General features: G+C 63.2%; 16 protein-coding genes. 9 read left to right on the forward strand and 7 right to left on the reverse strand.

Going from position 1 to position 14340, the window contains the following annotated elements; genetic code table 11:
- The first annotated feature begins 7 nt into the window (after positions 1 to 7).
- Positions 8 to 538, forward strand: a complete 531-nt coding sequence (locus NKI63_RS15500) for a DNA/RNA non-specific endonuclease (protein WP_352822161.1) — start codon at positions 8 to 10, stop codon at positions 536 to 538.
- 57 nt (positions 539 to 595) lie between these two features.
- Here NKI63_RS15500 and NKI63_RS15505 read toward each other — a convergent pair whose 3' ends face one another.
- Both NKI63_RS15505 and NKI63_RS15510 read right to left on the reverse strand, forming a co-directional pair.
- Positions 596 to 1342 (reverse strand): metallophosphoesterase family protein, encoded by a 747-nt coding sequence (locus NKI63_RS15505; RefSeq protein ID WP_352506753.1) that lies wholly within the window; start codon positions 1340 to 1342, stop codon positions 596 to 598.
- Between the two features lie 94 nt (positions 1343 to 1436).
- Positions 1437 to 1793, reverse strand: a complete 357-nt coding sequence (locus NKI63_RS15510; RefSeq protein ID WP_352506754.1) for an ArsR/SmtB family transcription factor — start codon at positions 1791 to 1793, stop codon at positions 1437 to 1439.
- Between the two features lie 181 nt (positions 1794 to 1974).
- Between NKI63_RS15510 and NKI63_RS15515 the strand changes: the two genes are divergently transcribed.
- Positions 1975 to 3153, forward strand: a complete 1179-nt coding sequence (locus tag NKI63_RS15515) for an MFS transporter (protein WP_254820339.1) — start codon at positions 1975 to 1977, stop codon at positions 3151 to 3153.
- Positions 3154 to 3190: 37 nt separating this feature from the next.
- Here NKI63_RS15515 and NKI63_RS15520 read toward each other — a convergent pair whose 3' ends face one another.
- On the reverse strand, positions 3191 to 3649 hold the full coding sequence (locus NKI63_RS15520; RefSeq protein ID WP_352506755.1) for a MarR family winged helix-turn-helix transcriptional regulator: 459 nt from the start codon (positions 3647 to 3649) through the stop codon (positions 3191 to 3193).
- A 192-nt stretch (positions 3650 to 3841) separates the two neighbouring features.
- On the opposite strand from NKI63_RS15520, the gene NKI63_RS15525 reads away from it, so the two are divergent.
- The gene (locus NKI63_RS15525) at positions 3842 to 4633 is read left to right on the forward strand and encodes an SDR family NAD(P)-dependent oxidoreductase (RefSeq protein WP_254820341.1); all 792 of its coding nucleotides are present in this window, start codon (positions 3842 to 3844) and stop codon (positions 4631 to 4633) included.
- Between the two features lie 18 nt (positions 4634 to 4651).
- Here NKI63_RS15525 and NKI63_RS15530 read toward each other — a convergent pair whose 3' ends face one another.
- Positions 4652 to 5251: a LysE family translocator gene (locus NKI63_RS15530; RefSeq protein WP_352506756.1), complete on the reverse strand. Its 600-nt coding sequence runs from the start codon at positions 5249 to 5251 to the stop codon at positions 4652 to 4654.
- Between the two features lie 92 nt (positions 5252 to 5343).
- Between NKI63_RS15530 and NKI63_RS15535 the strand changes: the two genes are divergently transcribed.
- Positions 5344 to 6213, forward strand: a complete 870-nt coding sequence (locus NKI63_RS15535; protein ID WP_352687777.1) for a LysR family transcriptional regulator — start codon at positions 5344 to 5346, stop codon at positions 6211 to 6213.
- Between the two features lie 52 nt (positions 6214 to 6265).
- Here the strand turns inward: NKI63_RS15535 and NKI63_RS15540 are convergent, their stop codons facing one another.
- Positions 6266 to 6919, reverse strand: coding sequence for a dihydrofolate reductase family protein (locus NKI63_RS15540; RefSeq protein ID WP_352506758.1), 654 nt, complete (start codon positions 6917 to 6919; stop codon positions 6266 to 6268).
- Positions 6920 to 7070: 151 nt separating this feature from the next.
- Positions 7071 to 8438: an Nramp family divalent metal transporter gene (locus NKI63_RS15545; protein WP_352477808.1), complete on the reverse strand. Its 1368-nt coding sequence runs from the start codon at positions 8436 to 8438 to the stop codon at positions 7071 to 7073.
- Positions 8439 to 8673: 235 nt separating this feature from the next.
- On the opposite strand from NKI63_RS15545, the gene mntR reads away from it, so the two are divergent.
- The 3 genes from mntR to NKI63_RS15560 all read left to right on the forward strand — a co-directional run bounded on the left by mntR (position 8674) and on the right by NKI63_RS15560 (position 11683).
- A complete protein-coding gene (gene mntR / locus NKI63_RS15550; protein ID WP_254820344.1) occupies positions 8674 to 9129 on the forward strand; it encodes a manganese-binding transcriptional regulator MntR in 456 nt (151 codons plus the stop codon).
- A gap of 211 nt (positions 9130 to 9340) precedes the next feature.
- A complete protein-coding gene (ypfJ, locus tag NKI63_RS15555) occupies positions 9341 to 10261 on the forward strand; it encodes a KPN_02809 family neutral zinc metallopeptidase (RefSeq protein WP_352478094.1) in 921 nt (306 codons plus the stop codon).
- A gap of 153 nt (positions 10262 to 10414) precedes the next feature.
- Positions 10415 to 11683: a TCR/Tet family MFS transporter gene (locus NKI63_RS15560; RefSeq protein WP_352506759.1), complete on the forward strand. Its 1269-nt coding sequence runs from the start codon at positions 10415 to 10417 to the stop codon at positions 11681 to 11683.
- Between the two features lie 55 nt (positions 11684 to 11738).
- Here the strand turns inward: NKI63_RS15560 and carA are convergent, their stop codons facing one another.
- A complete protein-coding gene (gene carA, locus NKI63_RS15565; protein ID WP_352506809.1) occupies positions 11739 to 12947 on the reverse strand; it encodes a glutamine-hydrolyzing carbamoyl-phosphate synthase small subunit in 1209 nt (402 codons plus the stop codon).
- A 327-nt stretch (positions 12948 to 13274) separates the two neighbouring features.
- Here carA and NKI63_RS15570 point away from each other — a divergent pair, with 327 nt between their 5' ends.
- Positions 13275 to 13724: a GatB/YqeY domain-containing protein gene (locus NKI63_RS15570; RefSeq protein ID WP_352506760.1), complete on the forward strand. Its 450-nt coding sequence runs from the start codon at positions 13275 to 13277 to the stop codon at positions 13722 to 13724.
- Between the two features lie 56 nt (positions 13725 to 13780).
- Positions 13781 to 14338: a GNAT family N-acetyltransferase gene (locus NKI63_RS15575; protein ID WP_352506761.1), complete on the forward strand. Its 558-nt coding sequence runs from the start codon at positions 13781 to 13783 to the stop codon at positions 14336 to 14338.
- Positions 14339 to 14340 lie beyond the last annotated feature (2 nt).

A 14340-nucleotide genomic window follows, 5' to 3' on the forward strand; every position in this document is an offset into this window, starting at 1 on the left:
GCGCGCGGTGGAAACCTATGTGCTGCGCAACGCCTATACGACGCGAGGCCGGGTCTCGGTGTTTGCCGGGCCAGTGTTCCGCGAGGACGATCCTCCCTACCGCTTCGACAGCCATGTTCCGCTGAAGTTCTGGAAGATCGCGCTGTGGTCCGATCAAGCTGGCCTGCGCGCCATCGCGCTGCTGGCCGACCAGAAGCCGGTTTTGGAAGTGATGCCCGAAGCGTTCGGCGAGCGTGCCGAAGCATTCGACGACCCGCTTGAAATTGCCAGGGTATCGGAATTTCTTTCGACGGTGGCCGAGATCGAACAGCTGACCGGTCTGAACTTTGGCCAGCAGGTGCGCGACGCCGACATTCGGGCCGGTTCCGAATCGGCTCCAGCACAGACTTTCAACCCAAGGCATCTAACGCCCAGTACGTCACGGCCAAAGGCTTCACCGCCCAAGGCTTCGGAGACCAAGACTTCGACGCCCAAGACTTCGGCGGCCGGCGCCCGACGTCCTGCCAACCGATCGAAGCGATCCGCGTCCGACAACTGAAGATTGCGGCTTCTGCCGCTCGAAGGCGGTCATCGGTTCAGCCCGGCATGACCAAGCTCAGTCCGGCATGAAGCCGGTGCGCAGCGCGTGAGCCCATTCGGGCCGCCCCGCCTGCTCGGCCTGACGCGCCGCCGCCTCATGGTCATAGTCGACGGCGATGGATTCGAAGCGATCGCGGTGCAAGTCGACGATACCATAGCGGGCGTGTGGCGAGCCTTGCTCGGAGACATGCGCCGGTGGGGTCGAATCGTCATAGGCCGGGCAGCCGATGCTGCCCGGATTGAAAATGACCGGACCGCCGGGAATGCGGATCAGCTCGCTGCGGTGGCTGTGGCCGCAAAGCATGATGCGGCAGGCGGGATCGACCGCGCCGAGGCGCCGCTCGATGGCGGCCAGCGGCGCGCGCACCAGCCGGCCCTCGACGATCGCGTCAGTCAGGTATTTTTCGTCGTGGTCGGGCCGGGCATGGAAGGCGATCACGCCGGGCGCCACCTCCAGCGTGACGGGCAGCGCGAACAGCGCCTCGCGCTGGCCTGCGGTCAGCCGTTCCTGCGCGTAGTGGTCGGACGGCCACATGGTCTCGTCGGCAGTGTCGCGGGCAACGCGGCGGTCGTGATTGCCGCGTACCGTCGGCAGGTCGAGCGCCTCGAGCCGCTCCATGGTCTCGCGCGGCCACAGCGGGCCGGAAACGCAATCGCCGAGATTGACGATGAGGTCGGCGCCGCCACGCTGCCGCAGATCGTCGAGCACGGCGTCGAGCGCCAGGACATTGCCGTGGATGTCGGCGAGGACGGCAATGCGCATGGCAGGCTCCGTTAATTGGAATGGCTGGAGGGCAGGTGAAGCTACTTTGCTCGTCTCGCGAAGCGGGCGAGAGCGGAACCCAGCTTCGCGCCGGTCAGGCGCGGACTTCGATCTCGTGGCCGCCGACCGCCGGCAACGATGCGTCGTCGCCGGCCGCGGCAATAACGCTGTCGAGCAAGCCCGGGAAGCGGCGGTCGAGATCGTCACGGCGCAGCGTGATCAATCGGCTGGTGCCAACCGCCTCGGTGCGGGTGACGCCGGCCTCACGCAGCTTGGCCAAATGGTAACTCAGATTGGTTTTCGAGGCGAAGTCGAGGAACCGGCTGCAATTCAGCGGCACGCCCTCTTTGCTGGCGAGATAGCGCACGATGGCCAGTCGCGTCGGGTCGCCGAGCACAGCAAGCACGTTCGGCAGGCTGATCTGGTCGGCGGTGGGATGGGGCAAGGTCATGCCCAGGAATTAAGCACATTTGGAGCCGATTTCAACGTGGCCAATGGACACATAGTTTCGTCCCGTCGCCCCGTCCTGACACCGGGCTGTCAGGATGGTTCGGCTATTTTGCAGCGGCTTTATTGACATCATGCCCTGTTATGTCCAATTGTTCAATAACCTTTGAACTAAGGAAATTGCCATGGATAAGCGTCTCATCTGGCTTGCGCTCGGATCGTTCACGATTTCGACCGAAGGTTTCGTCATCTCCAGCCTTTTGCCCGATATTGCAAAGGATGCCGCCATCTCCGTCCCGCTCGCCGGCACGCTGATCACCGCGTTTGCGCTCGCCTATGCGATCGGCACGCCGATCCTGGCAACGCTGACCGGCGAATGGGACCGTCGCCGCGTCATCCTGTGGACGCTGGTGTTCTTCGTGTTGGGCAACGTCGCCGCGGCGCTAAGCTCCTCCTTCGAATTGCTGTTGATCGCGCGCATCGTCATGGCGCTGTCGTCAGGCCTGTTTGCGGCGACCGCACAGGGAACGGCCGTTGCGCTTGTCGACGATCATCACCGCGCCCGGGCCATTGCCGTGGTCGTCGGCGGCACTACGGTTGCGGTCGCGGTCGGAGCACCGCTCGGCGCGCTCGTTGCGACGGTTGCCGGCTGGCGCGGCACCTTCTTTGCCATTGCCGGCCTTGGTGCGCTCGCCGGCGCGATCCTGTGGTACCGGCTGCCGCGCGGCATCGTCGGCACAAGGCTGCCGCTCCGCATGCGGCTGGCAGCGGCACTTCGCCCCGGCGTCATGCCTATCCTGGTGACGACCATCCTGGCCCTGATCGGCGCCTTCACCGTCTTTGCCTTTGTCGCGCCGCTCGCGATCGAAGGCGGCGGACTGAACCCGATCGCGCTTCCCGGAATGCTGCTCGCTTTCGGCGTTGGCGCGGTCATCGGCAATATCGGCGGCGGTCAGGCCGCCGACCGTTTCGGCGCGACACGCACCGTCTGCTGGTCGTTGGCGCTGAGTGCCGCCATGCTGGTCACGTTTTCGCTGATCCCGATGTTCCTGCCGCGCGAGATCGCCGGGCCGGCATTGATGGCCATGATGGTGCCGTGGGGCATCGTCGGCTGGGCATTCCCGCCGGCGCAGGCGAGCCGCATCATCAAGCTGGCGCCCGATGCCGCGCCCATCGTGCTGTCGCTGAACGCTTCGGCACTTTATCTCGGCGTCGCACTGGGTGCCGTGGTCGGCGCCGCGGTGCTGCGCTATGGCGCACCGGCCGACCTCGGCGTGGTCGCGGCGGCATTCCCGATCATCGGTCTGGGCGTAGTGCTGGCGGGCCACCTGGCGGCGCGGCCGGTGGCGATGCCGGCCGAATAGGGCTGTTAGCGGAGCTTGGCTGCCGGCCGCCGATAATTCAACTCGCGGCCGGCGGTACGTCGAAATCAAGCGCGGCGATTTCGTCCAGCGCCGCTCGCAGGCTTGCCGCCTGTTCTTTTCCAAACATCTCCTCGAAGCGCTGCTGAGCGACTTGCCACAGCTTCAGAGCTTCTTCGAGCTTGATCCGGCCCTGCGATGTCAGCCTGACGCGCCTGATGCGGCGGTCGGCAGGGTCGGCGAAGGTCTCGATGTAACCATCCCTGATCAGCGGCTTCAGCGTATGACCGAGGGCCGACAGGTCCATGACGAGAGCCGCGGCAATGGCACCCATCGTCGGTTCGTTGCCGATGTGGATCTGGTAGAGCAGGCCCTGCTGCGTGGCCTTCAGACCCGATGGGGCCAGCACATCGTCATAGAACTGGCCCAGTTTCCGCGTCGCGCGGCGCAGCATGGCGTTGTTGCAAAGCGCCAGGCCGGGCAGGGTGGTTTGGGACATTGGCGGATTTCCAATGAGGGACCGGAAGGGCCCTCGATGCACCAGAAATAGTCCTTGCTCCCCGGATTGACAAGATGGTGGCATATGCCTACGTTCCAATAGTGGCATATGCCAATAATTCGTGTGCCAGTCGAAGCAGGGATGTTGCCCTGCGGCACCGGCATTTGGAATCGAACCAGAAGGAACAAGACAATGAGCAATCAGGACAAAGGTACTGCGGTCGTCACCGGCGCCTCGTCCGGCATCGGTGCGATCTATGCCGACCGGCTCGCCGGCCAAGGTTATGATCTGGTGCTGGTGGCGCGGCGCGCCGATCGGTTGGAGGAATTGGCCGAGAGGCTCCGCTATGCTTATGGCATAAAGGTCAGCGTCATCGGCGCCGACTTGGCCGACGACGGCGATCTGCGACGGGTCGAGCAGGCGATATCAACCGACGACAGCGTGACGCTGCTGGTCAACAATGCCGGCCTTGGCGGCGCGCAGGTGGTGGCAACGGCTGAAGCCGATGTCGCCGAGCGCATGATCAAGGTCAATGTCGTGGCGCTGACTCGGCTGACGCGCGCGGTGCTGCCGGGGCTGCTGTCGCGCAACCGCGGCGCCATCGTCAACATCGCCTCGGTCCTTGCCTTCGATACCTCGTTCGGCGGCATCTACAGCGGCACCAAAGCCTACGTCGTCAACTTCACCGAGGCCTTGCAGCGGGAAGTCGCGGGCACGAAGGTCGCCGTGCAGGTGGTCTTGCCGGGGGCCACGCGGACAGAATTCTGGGAAGTTGCGGGAAGCGATATTGCCAATGTGCCGCAAGAGATCGTGATGACGGCCGACGATCTGGTCGATGCAGCGCTGGTTGGCCTGGCAAAGGGTGAAGCGTTCACGGCACCGGGTCTTGCCGACGTTGCCGGGGTGGATGCCTTTCTTGGCGTTCGGCAAGGTTTTTTCGGCAGTCTTCTGGCCGGCAAGCCGGCGGCGCGTTACACTGCCTGACATAGCTAAAGACTAACCTTACGCTGTCCGCCACATCGGAATGATCGAGGCGGCCAGCAGCAGGCCAAGCACGGCGTTGAGCATGCGCCACTGCCGCTCGGTTCGCAGCAACCGGGCGAGCAGCGTGCCCGCCACGCACCATGCTGCCAAGGATAGAGCCGCTGCAAGGCCGAAGACGGCGCCGAGCAGCAAGGCGAGCTGCAGCGGCCCTTTGGCGAGCGCGGCAAAAGATGCCGCCGCTCCCAGCCCCATAGCCCAGCCCTTTGGGTTCACCCATTGCAGGCCGGCGCCGCCCAAAAAGCTGTTCGGCTTTGCCATGGCCACGTCCAGATTGGGCGGACCACTGCGGCCGATCTTGAGGGCAAGCCATACCAGATAGAGGGTACCGGCCATTTTCATTGCCAGCTGCAGCGAAGGAGCGGCGGCCAGCAGACCAGCGAGCCCGGCGGCACCTGCCGCAGCCACTGTGGCCAGGCCGGCCGCACTCCCGGCCATCAGCGGGATAGAGCGGCGAAAGCCGAACTGCGCGCCGGACGCCGTCGACAACGTCGTGGCCATGCCGGGCGTTGAGGTAGAGACCAGCGCGAACAGGACGAGGGGAAGGACGGTTTCAAACATGCTGCTTCCTTTGAAGCCTGCACGGTAGGCTGTTTGGCTCATCAGTAAATGCAATGTTCGCTATGACATGCATTAGCAAATATAATGGCTTGATGTTCCGCAACCTCGACGCTGCCCTGATCCGAACCTTTGTCACCGTTGCCGACAGGGCCAGCATGACGGCGGCGGCCAACGCGCTGCATTTGACGCAAGGTGCCGTCAGCCAGCAGGTCAAGCCTTTGGAAGAGGTTCTCGGCTGTAGGCTGTTCGACCGCGATCGGAGCGGATTGCGGCTGACCCGCTCCGGCGAGCGGCTGTTCGGCAAGGGCAAGCGCCTGCTTTCGCTCAATGACGAGATCCTGGCGGAGATGGCGGGCGATGCAGTTGCCGGTCAGGTGCGGCTTGGCGTGCCGTACGACCTTGTCGGCACCTTGCTTGCACCGGTGCTCAAGGCCTATGCCGAGGCGTATCCGCAGGTCGAGATCTCGCTTGTCTGCGCCTCGTCGCCGGAGCTGGCTGCGGCCTTGGCGGCCGGCACGATAGAGCTCGCGGTGATCGAGGAGCCGGTCGGTCGGTCGGCCGGCGAATGCCTTGTTGTCGACCGGCTGGTCTGGGTCGGCGCCAAAGGCGGCGGCGCCCGCAGCAAACGCCCCTTGCCGGTTTCGATGGTCGCCGAGACCTGCGCGTTCCGTCCGGTTGTACTGGAGGCGCTTAACGAGCACGGGCTGGCATGGCGCACCGTATTCGAAAACGGCAGCATCGACGCGACGACGGCGACAGTGCGTTCGGACTTGGCCGTCACCACCTGGTTGGCGTCGACCGTACCTGCGGACCTCGATATTTTGGCCAACGATCCGGATTTGCCGTCATTGCCGAATTTTGCAATCAATCTGCATTTGCCGAAGCACAGCGTTGCGCCTGCCGTACTGGCATTCGCGGGCCACCTCCGCGATGGATTGGCACGGCGACGAGAGGCGGCTTAAAACAGCAAAAAGGACGGCCAGTGTTCAGCCGTCCTTGATCGCCCTGCGGCATCTACTTCCAGTTCTTGCGCCGCTCGATCTCGGCTTCGGAAGGCTGTTCCGGGGCAAAGGACCCGGTCTTGATCTCGCCGGAGCGCTCATAGCTCGCCATGAGGACGCCGGTGGTCGATGCCTGCGAACGGGTCAGCTTGAAGGCGGCAGGCATCGCGCCGCTGCCGAACAGTTTTTTGCCCTTGCCCAGCACCAGCGGGAAAATCAGCAGGCTGATCTCGTCGATCAGGTCATTGGCGAGCAAGGTCTGGATCAGCTCGCTCGATCCCTGAATGAGCAGGTCGGGGCCGTCCTCCTGCTTCATCCGGCGCAACGTCGCCACGACATCGCTGCCGAGCGGCTGGCTGTTTTGCCAGGACAGCGTATCTGGCCTGTGCGTAGCCACATATTTGGTGACGGCGTTGAAGCTGTCGGCGATCGGGTCATTCTTCTGGTAGGGCCAATGGGCGGCGAAGATGTCGTAGGTCTTGCGGCCGAGAAGCAGCGCGAACGGTTTTGAAAACGTCTCGCCCATGGCGGCACCCATCAAGTCGTCCCAGTAGTGGAATGTCCAGCCGCCAAATTTGAAGCCGCCGACAGGGTCCTCTTGCGGGCCGCCGGGCGCCTGCATGACGCCGTCGAGGCTGACGAATGTTGCGGCGATGATCTTCCTCATTGGAGCTCCCTTTCGCTGATCCGTGCCGTCATGGCCGGACTTCGAGCCAAGGACGGGCAGACAAGACATTTGTCCGACAGCGGCCGGCAAATTTCCAGGGCTGGAAGGACGGATGATTGCCGACGTTGTTGGGTCAGTTTGGAGCAGACGCTCAGCCTAAACCGACGACCGTGTCGTAGAGCAGCTTGAAGTTGAGCACCAGGATGAGGGCGGCAACCACCCAGGCCAGCACGGCAACGGCGCGGGAAATGGCGAAATTGCCCATTTTGCGCTTGTCCGAGACGAACTGCACCAGCGGGACGACCGCGAAGGGAAGCTGCATCGACAGGATCACCTGGCTGAAGACCAGCAACTGGCCGGTGCCCTTCTCGCCATAGAGGGCGGTGACGACCACCACCGGGATAATGGCGATGCCGCGCGTCAGCAGGCGGCGCGCCCATTGCGGGATGCGCAGCCGCAAGAAGCCTTCCATCACGATCTGGCCGGCCAGTGTCGCGGTGACCGTCGAGTTCAGGCCGGAGGCAAGCAGGGCCACGGCAAACAGGATCGAAGCGATGCCGAGGCCGAGGAGCGGCGACAGAAGCTCGAAGGCCTGGCCGATCTCGGCAACGTCATGATGACCGGTGCCGTGGAACGCCACCGCCGACACGATCAGGATGGAAGCATTGACGAACAACGCCAGTATCAGCGCGATGGTCGAGTCGGTCGTCGCCCATTTGATGGCGTCGCGCTTGCCGCGATCGGTGCGCTCGTAGGCGCGGGTCTGCACGATCGAGGAGTGCAGATAGAGATTGTGCGGCATCACCGTGGCGCCGATGATGCCGATGGCGATGTAAAGCATCGCTGGATTGGTGACGATCTCGGACGACGGCACGAACATGGCGTGCAGGATGGAGCCGACCGGCGGCGCGGCGGCAAAGATCTGAATGGCGAAGCAGCCGAAGATGACAATCAAAAGTGCTATGATGAAGGCCTCGAGGAAACGGAAGCCCTTGTTCATCAGCAGCAGCAGCAGGAAGGCATCGAGCGCGGTGATAATGGCGCCGCCGATCAGCGGAATGCCGAACAGCAGTTGCAAGGCGATTGCCGTGCCAATGACCTCGGCCAGGTCGCAGGCGATGATGGCCAATTCGCAAGCGACCCAGAGCATGAAATTGACCGGTCGCGGATAATAGGCGCGGCACGCCTGCGCAAGGTCGCGGCCGGTGGCGATGCCGAGCCGGGCGGCGAGCGCCTGCAGCAGGATCGCCATCAGGTTCGACAACATGATGATGAAAAGCAGCGTGTAGCCGAACTGGGCTCCGCCGGCGAGGTCGGTCGCCCAATTGCCCGGATCCATATAGCCGACCGAAACCATGTAGCCCGGCCCCATGAAGGCGAACAGCCGGCGAAGCCAGATCCCCGAGTGCGGCACCGCGATCGTTGCGTTGACTTCGCGCAGGCTGAGCTGCTCGTCGTCCTCCGGGCGGGCAAATCGCCACATGGACCGGGGGGCTGAGGTGGCTTCGGCTTCCGACATGAAATGGCTTTCCACTGGAACGATCGATGTTCTCTCCTTATCTATGCCACGGCTGAACATTATGCAATATGCTATATTTCATTGTCGGAGCTTTTTCGTGTAGCCGCTTGGCCGTGCGGCCGGACCGCAGTGACCGCCGGTTGCGCCGGCCACCGAATGGAAATAAACGGCCAGAACAAATAGGGTTCCGTGTTATGACTGCAATGTCGATTCAAACTGCCGGGAGGAGCGCGTATTGGCGCTGAAGAAAAGACCGGTTCCTCGCGAAAAGCCGCTGCCTGATGCAGAAATCCACTCGGAAGGCTTCAGGCAGACGCGTGAAGCGCGCCGCAGCGCGCTGGTCGAGGATTATGTCGAGCTCATCGCCGACCTGATCGAGGATGGCAACGAGGCGCGCCAGGTCGATATCGCGGCACGGCTCGGCGTCGCTCAGCCGACGGTGGCGAAAATGCTGACGCGGCTGTGCGCCGACGGGCTGGTCTCCCGGAAGCCTTATCGCGGCGTGTTCCTGACCGAGGCCGGCCGCAAGGTTGCGGAAGAGAGCCGCATTCGCCACCAGACGGTCGAGGCCTTCCTGCGCTCGCTCGGCGTCAGTGCCGAGACGGCGCGCATCGACGCCGAAGGCATCGAGCATCATGTCAGCGCCGAGACGCTCGAAGCCTTTCGCAAGGCAATAATCGCCGCCCGCTGAAAAGCACGTGGCGCGACTCGCTTCCCACGAGCAGGGCGAACGCCACAGACCTTGCGATGTTTCGGCCAGAGCAAACAAGCGTCAGCAAGCATTGCTTGTTCGCACGAAAAATACTGTGACTCGGCGTAACCGTTGAGATAATTGTGGTCGTGTCCGATCGAACCGGGACACGGCCCGATCGGCCGGAAGAAATTGCGTCATGGGGGTTGCCATGCTCTGGAAGGGCCGTCGTCAGAGTGACAATGTCGAGGACGAGCGCGGCCAGAGCGGCGGGTTTGGCGGTGGGCCGGGGCAGTTTCGCATCCCGATCGGCGGTCGCGCCGGCGGCGGCGGCATGTCGGGCATCATTATCGTAGGGTTGATTTTCCTGGCAGGGTGGTATTTCGGCTTCGACCCGAGCCAGATCCTCGATGACAGCGGCTTGCAGCCCGGTGGCGGCGGCCAGATCACCGACAATAGCGGCGGCCAGGGCGGCGGCACCGGTGCGCCCGCGTCCGACGAAATGAAGCAGTTCGTGTCGACCGTGCTGGCCGAGACCGAGGATACCTGGACCGGTATTTTCCAGTCCGAGGGCCTGACCTATCAGGATCCAAAGCTGGTCCTGTTCAGCGGCCGGATCGGCTCTGCTTGCGGTTCTGCCTCATCGGCGGCCGGACCATTCTACTGTCCCAATGATCGCAAGGTCTATCTCGACACCACCTTCTTCCAGCAGCTCGATCAGCAGTTCGGTGCCTCCGGCGATTTCGCACAGGCCTATGTGATCGCGCATGAGGTCGGCCACCACGTGCAGAACCTCGTCGGCATCCTGCCCAAATTCAACCAGATGCGGCAGAATATGAGCGAAGCCGACGCCAACCACATGTCGGTGCAGGTCGAGTTGCAGGCCGACTGCTTTGCCGGCATCTGGGCACATTTCACCGGTCAGAAGGGCATCTTGGAACAGGGCGACATGGCGGAGGCACTGAACGCCGCCAAACAGATCGGCGACGACACGCTGCAGAAGAAGATGCAGGGCTACGTCGTGCCGGAAAGCTTCAACCACGGCACGTCGCAGCAGCGGCAGACCTGGCTGGCGCGAGGTTTCCAGAACGGCAAGCTTTCGGACTGCGACACGTTCAACAACCCGATCTGAGCCGACAGTTTTCTCGTAATTATCTGAGAGACTGCATCGCAGTCAGGGGATGTCAGGATGAAAACACTCTGCCCGTTCCCTCATTGTTCCCGGCGATGTGCTCGCCTATAAGGTGTGTCCCCGTTCGCTCGGGCGGCCCGAGGAGATACCATCATGATAGACCCCAAAACCGCCAGGCGGGGCCTTGCGCTTGTTTTTACCACCCTGCTGCTCGACGTCATCGGCTTCGGCATCATTATGCCGGTGCTGCCGGCCTATCTCAGGGAATTGACCGGCGTCGGCATCAGCGAGGCGGCTATCGAGGGCGGCTGGCTGTTCTTCGTCTATGCGGCGATGCAGTTCGTTTTCGCACCAGTGATGGGTGGGTTGAGCGACCGGTTCGGACGGCGGCCTATCCTGCTCGCCTCGGTGCTGACGTTCGCTATCGACAATCTGATCTGCGCTATCGCCTGGTCCTATCCGATGCTGTTCATCGGCCGCGTGCTGGCCGGCATTTCCGGCGCCAGTTATTCCACGACATCGGCATTCATCGCCGATATCTCGACCGACGAAAATCGTGCGAAGAATTTCGGGCTGCTCGGCATTGCTTTCGGCGTCGGCTTCGTCATCGGGCCGGTTCTGGGCGGGTTGCTCGGCACGTTCGGGCCGCGTGTGCCGTTCTATTTCGCTGCCGGGCTTGCCTTCGCAAACTTTCTGATCGCGCTGTTTCTGTTGCCGGAAACACTTGATAACAAGCACCGTCGCCGCTTCGAGTGGAAACGCGCCAACCCGGTCGGCACGCTCGTCCAGATGCGCAACTACGAAGGTATCGGCTGGATCGGACTTGTCTTCTTTCTGATGACGCTGGGGCACATGATGTATCCTGCGGTCTGGTCGTTCGTCTCCAGTTATCGCTATGGCTGGAGCGAACAACAGATCGGCTTCTCGCTCGGCGCTTTCGGCCTGTGCGGGGCGATCGTCATGGCGACTGTCCTGCCGCGCGTGATCCCTAAGCTTGGCGAGTGGAAGACGGCGGTAATCGGTCTGGCATTTACCGCACTCAGCGCCTTAGGCTACGCCTTCGCGTCACAAGGCTGGATGATCTATGCAGTGATCGTCGTCGGGTGTCTCGAGGCGTTGGCCGACCCGCCGCTCAGAAGCCTTGCGGCCGCCAAGGTGCCACCTTCCGCCCAGGGCGAACTCCAGGGCGCAATGACCTCGATCTTCTCGATCACCTCGATCATCACACCGCTGCTTTATACGGCGATCTTTTCCTGGTTCACGGGGCCGAACGCGCCCGTAGCTTTCGGCGGTGCCCCGTATCTGCTCGGCGCGATTTTCCTCACGCTGGCGCTCGTCGTCTTCGTCACCAAGGTGGCCAAGCCGACGCCGAAGGAAGTCAAACGCATGCACGCGCAGGAAGCGGTGACGGACGGGGCTTGATCGGCGCCGGGAGCCCGGCCGGCGCCGTCAGTCAAATCCGTTTTTACGCAATGCGCTAAACACGCTCGGCCAGTGCCGGCTCGCCGCGCTTTTCGCGGATCAGATTGACGAAGCGGCGAAACAGATAGTGCGAATCCTGCGGCCCGGGCGAGGCTTCGGGATGATGCTGGACCGAGAAGACCGGTCTGCCGGTGAGCGCAATGCCGCAATTCGAACCGTCGAACAGCGAGACATGGGTTTCCTCGACGCCGCTCGGCAACGAGTCGGCGTCGACGGCAAAGCCATGGTTCATCGAGACGATCTCGACCTTGCCGGTGGTGTGGTCCTTGACCGGATGATTGGCGCCGTGGTGGCCCTGATGCATTTTTGCAGTCTTGCCGCCCAGCGCCAGCGCCAGCATCTGGTGGCCGAGGCAGATGCCGAACAGTGGGATATCGGTCTTCAAAAGATCCTGAATGACCGGCACGGCGTAGTCGCCGGTTGCTTCCGGATCGCCAGGGCCGTTGGATAGAAAAATGCCGTCGGGCCGCATCGCCAGGATCTCCTCGGCGCCGGTTTTTGCCGGCACCACAGTTACCTTGGCGCCGAGGCCGGCCAGCAGGCGCAATATGTTGCGCTTGACCCCGTAGTCGATGGCAACGACGTGCATCGACGGATCAGCCTGTTCGCCAAAGCCCTCGTTCCAGACCCAGGGCGTCTCGCGCCAGACCGAGGATTGACCGGAGGTGACTTCCTTGGCCAGATCAAGCCCGATAAGCCCCGACCATGCGGCGGCGCGGCGCTTGAGATCATCGACGTCGAAGATACCGTCGGGCGCGTGCGCGATGACGGCATTTGGCATGCCCTTTTCGCGGATCAACGCGGTCAGCGCCCGCGTGTCGATGCCTGAAAGTGCGACGATGCCGCGCTTCTTCAGCCACTGGTCGAGACCGGTTCCGGCGCGATAATTCGACGGGTTGGTGACGTCGGCCTTGAACACGGCGCCGACGGCGCCGGCGCGGGCCAGCGGGTTGAGGTCCTCGATATCTTCGTCGTTTGTGCCGATATTGCCGATATGCGGAAAGGTGAAAGTGACGATCTGGCCGGCATAGGATGGGTCGGTGAGGATCTCCTGATAGCCGGTCAGCGCAGTGTTGAAGCAGACCTCGGCGACGGCGGAGCCGGCGGCGCCCAGACCGCGGCCCTCGATGACGGTGCCGTCGGCCAGCACCAGCAGGGCAGTCGGCTTGTCGGTGGCCCAAGGGGGGGGCGATGCGGCGGTCATCGTTGCCACGGCGGCACTCCTAAAGGTGCGCCCTCAGTCGGCGCAACAAAAAGCGCGAAGCGGCGATCTCACAGCCTCGGCGCGCTAAGTTTTCACTTGTGCATGTCGTTGCCCCAAAACAGCTACGCACTTTTGGGCGACGTGCACTAGAATTCAGTTCATGCAAGGCCCAGTACATAGGGGAAGGCGCCAAGGCGGTCAATGATGCCAGGAAGTGCGAGCCCGGATTTATTTCGTCGAACAATATCAGGGATTTGCCGGTAGTGTCGCATTTGCGTTGGGCTTTCGGCACGGCTATTGTCCGCCGCATTCGAAGGAGAAAGCACTATGCGAGGCAAAATCGCCGAATCCCTGAAGAGCGCGATGAAGGCGCAGGACAAGCGCCGGCTGCCGACATTGCGGCTGATCCAGGCGGCCATTCACGACCGCGACATCGCCAATCGCGGCGCCGGCAAGGAGCCGGCCAGCGACGACGAGATCCTGCAGATCCTGGCCAAGATGGTGAAGCAGCGCGAGGAATCGGCCAAGGCGTTCGATGACGGCAAGCGGCCGGAGCTTGCGGCGCAGGAGCGCGACGAGATGGCCATCATCCGCGACTTCCTGCCGACGCAACTGGGCGAGGTTGAGACGGAAAGCGCCGTCCGTTCCGCGATTGCCGAGACCGGCGCCAGCGGCGTCAAGGACATGGGCAAGGTGATGGCGGCGCTCAAGGAGAGATACGCCGGTCAGATGGATTTCTCCAAGGCGAGCGGCATCGTCAAGAGCCTGCTTCAGTAAGCTGCCGAAGGCCCTTGCCGTCGCGCCCGCAATCCGGCAGCCAAAAGCTCGCGCCCGTGATCGAACTCGTCAAACCGGCGCTTGAACACCTGCCGTCCTACAAGGCGGCTCTCGAGCGCGGCTGGTCGCCGGACAATGTGCGGCTGCTCGAGGCGACGCGCGAGCAGCTTGCGGCTATCGAAAAGGATCCAGCGACTTTCCTTGGCGATCTCGACGATTCCGATGGCAAGGGACCGCCGATCACCTTGCCCGACGGTTCGACGGTGCCGCGGCTGCCCGGATTCCGGCGCTGGATCTGGGACGGGGAAGTCGCAGGCCCAATCGGTTTGCGCTGGCAACACGGCACCGCGGCGCTGCCGTCGCATGTGCTCGGCCACATCGGCTATGCGGTGGTGCCGTGGAAACGGGGACGCGGCTATGCGACCGAGGCCCTGCGGCTGATGCTGGTGGAGGCGAGGGCTGTTGGCCTGCCCTTCGTCGAAATCACCTGCAAGCCTCACAATGTGCCCTCGCAGAAGGTCGTTCTGGCCAATGGCGGCCGGCTCGTCGGACGTTTCTTCGAGGACGCCGCCTATGGCGGCGCGGAAAGCCTGCGCTACCGGATCGATCTGTAGCC

This window comes from Mesorhizobium sp. M0410 (assembly GCF_040321435.1).
Lineage (GTDB): Bacteria > Pseudomonadota > Alphaproteobacteria > Rhizobiales > Rhizobiaceae > Mesorhizobium.

Excerpts from the sequence above, each read along its gene's own strand:
- NKI63_RS15570 (WP_352506760.1), top strand. The coding sequence starts at position 13,275 with ATGCGAGGCAAAATCGCCGAATCCCTGAAGAGCGCGATGAAGGCGCAG.
- NKI63_RS15530 (WP_352506756.1), bottom strand. The coding sequence starts at position 5,251 with ATGTTTGAAACCGTCCTTCCCCTCGTCCTGTTCGCGCTGGTCTCTACC.
- NKI63_RS15540 (WP_352506758.1), bottom strand. The coding sequence starts at position 6,919 with ATGAGGAAGATCATCGCCGCAACATTCGTCAGCCTCGACGGCGTCATG.
- NKI63_RS15520 (WP_352506755.1), bottom strand. The coding sequence starts at position 3,649 with ATGTCCCAAACCACCCTGCCCGGCCTGGCGCTTTGCAACAACGCCATG.
- NKI63_RS15525 (WP_254820341.1), top strand. The coding sequence starts at position 3,842 with ATGAGCAATCAGGACAAAGGTACTGCGGTCGTCACCGGCGCCTCGTCC.
- carA (WP_352506809.1), bottom strand. The coding sequence starts at position 12,947 with ATGACCGCCGCATCGCCCCCCCCTTGGGCCACCGACAAGCCGACTGCC.
- NKI63_RS15510 (WP_352506754.1), bottom strand. The coding sequence starts at position 1,793 with ATGACCTTGCCCCATCCCACCGCCGACCAGATCAGCCTGCCGAACGTG.
- NKI63_RS15505 (WP_352506753.1), bottom strand. The coding sequence starts at position 1,342 with ATGCGCATTGCCGTCCTCGCCGACATCCACGGCAATGTCCTGGCGCTC.
- NKI63_RS15545 (WP_352477808.1), bottom strand. The coding sequence starts at position 8,438 with ATGTCGGAAGCCGAAGCCACCTCAGCCCCCCGGTCCATGTGGCGATTT.
- NKI63_RS15515 (WP_254820339.1), top strand. The coding sequence starts at position 1,975 with ATGGATAAGCGTCTCATCTGGCTTGCGCTCGGATCGTTCACGATTTCG.
- NKI63_RS15535 (WP_352687777.1), top strand. The coding sequence starts at position 5,344 with ATGTTCCGCAACCTCGACGCTGCCCTGATCCGAACCTTTGTCACCGTT.
- NKI63_RS15560 (WP_352506759.1), top strand. The coding sequence starts at position 10,415 with ATGATAGACCCCAAAACCGCCAGGCGGGGCCTTGCGCTTGTTTTTACC.
- ypfJ (WP_352478094.1), top strand. The coding sequence starts at position 9,341 with ATGCTCTGGAAGGGCCGTCGTCAGAGTGACAATGTCGAGGACGAGCGC.